We start from the raw sequence: 1870 nt of genomic DNA, 5'->3' as shown, positions 1-1870 counted from the left end.
GCTCTAATATTCATTGCTCCAAAAAATTGGGAAACTTCAGTCTGATAACGATACAGCATGGCGATATATACCATGGCCGGCAACTGGACCAGCAGATCGACGCTGAACAGAGCCGCGGTATTTTCCGGGTAACTGCGCAAGCTAAAAAAAGCCAGGATACCGCCGGTCATGATCAGCATGTCGCGCGCCTGCGACCCCATACGGAACTTCCCGAAAATTATTTTCAGAAAATACCACCAAGCGGCCAGCATTCCCCCCACGTAGCCGAGCATCCCCAGCAAGCCGCCAGACAACCAGGCGTACAACAAACCATTTTGCGCATTCTCGCCAATGATGCGCCGGTCTGCCTGCGGCCCGTAACCTAAGATTGGCTGCTCCTGTATGGCCTGCCAGGCGTTGCGGAAGATCCTGTCCCGTCCCGACATGGTCTTCAATCCTTCCACGCCTGTTCCCCGGGTAGCATGTTCTACGACATAGGTCTGCGTTTGTTCAGGAACCATGTCCAGACCACCGCCAAGACCCAGCACGAACAACACGATCGCGATCACCCGGGGCACCTTCCCCATGAACAACATGACGAACACCAGGGTTCCCGCCAGGGAAAACAAGGCTCCACGCGACTGCATGAACCAGACCAGAGATACGGAACCCGCGAACACACCTGCCGCAGTTATCCAACTCACCCAGCCATTGACCCGCCAGAACATAACGAAGGCCAGCACTGCCGGAATCGCGGCGAAACGCGCCATACCAGTGGCCCGGCTCATGGCGCCACCTGCAACTTCCGAAGCCTTACGAACAAGGCCGTAACCTGTCTCAGCCTCAAAAAGTACATCCCGGGCAAAGAACAGCAACAACACCAGCACGATAGACGCGACCACCCAAGTCAGATAATTGAGGCGCACGATCTGCAACAGCGGCTTGCCGCTGGCCACATAGAAGCGCGCTACCATCAGCACCGCCATGAAGGAAAACCCCCAGTAAGCGGTATTGAACCAGGACTCCACAGGCAGGGACGCCACCACCATGGCTACTCCATACACCCAGAACAGCCCCTCTGGCGCCGTCATGCCGCCCCTGGGGTGCCGTTTTTGACTGGAGAGCAACACAAAGGAAACAAACATTATCGCAATCGGCGCAATGCCCCTGATGGCATTGAGGGTTGCCAGCCCTCCCGCGCCAAAACCCGACAGATTCCAGGGGCCGGTATTGATGGCCGCCCATAAGGCCAGCCACATGAACAAGGGCAAGTTGAAATAATCCCGCTTGATGGAAGCAATGAGACTCACTTTAGGCATCTTGGTCTGCTCCCAAAGCCCGCGCATAAACCCTTTCCAGGATCTGTTGCTTGCTGGTCCAGCGAAAGGCCCGCACCCTCTTCAGCGCGCCCCAGGCCAAAGCCTGGCGGACGCTTTCATCAGTCGCCAGCCGCTGTATCCCGTTGATAAAACCCTCCACCAGTTGCGTCGGCGTTTCCATGGGCAGTTTGATTCCACAGCCATCATCCACCACATCAGAAAAGCCGCAATGATCCGGACACAACACCGGCAACCCCAGAGCCAGGGCCTCCATCAATACGGTGGATGTCAGATCCTTGAGGCTGGTGATAACAAACAAATGGCCCGCACCCATCGCCACCAGCGCTTCATCCCTGGGCAGCAACCCATGCCAGTGGCAACAATCCTCGATCCCCAGTTCACGGGCCTGGTATTTCCATGCCGGCCCTGAAGGACCATCGCCTAAAACATCGACAAGCGTGTCTTCGGCCTCGTGATAGATTTTGGGACATCCCAGTCCCCAAAATCGACTCGGCCTTTGACAACCTATTTGTGCCCCAGCCGTCCTGGTCACCAAGCACTGCGCAACAACT

2 protein-coding genes are annotated in these 1870 nt (G+C 56.5%); both read right to left on the bottom strand.

Annotation, left to right across the window (positions count from 1 at the left end; genetic code table 11):
• The coding region (locus ACOCD2_RS18270; protein WP_293653089.1) for a hypothetical protein at window positions 1–1298 on the bottom strand (1298 nt) is incomplete at its 3' end.
• On the bottom strand, window positions 1291–1851 hold the full coding sequence (locus ACOCD2_RS18265) for a glycosyltransferase family 4 protein (protein WP_293653091.1): 561 nt from the start codon (window positions 1849–1851) through the stop codon (window positions 1291–1293). The genes ACOCD2_RS18270 and ACOCD2_RS18265, both read right to left, overlap by 8 nt.
• Window positions 1852–1870: the final 19 nt, after the last annotated feature.

Source organism: Thiolapillus sp. (genome assembly GCF_048562965.1).
Classification (GTDB): domain Bacteria; phylum Pseudomonadota; class Gammaproteobacteria; order Chromatiales; family Chromatiaceae; genus Thiolapillus; species Thiolapillus brandeum_A.
Note: the sequence above shows the minus strand (reverse complement) of the source record. Positions and strands in the feature narration are given on the sequence as shown.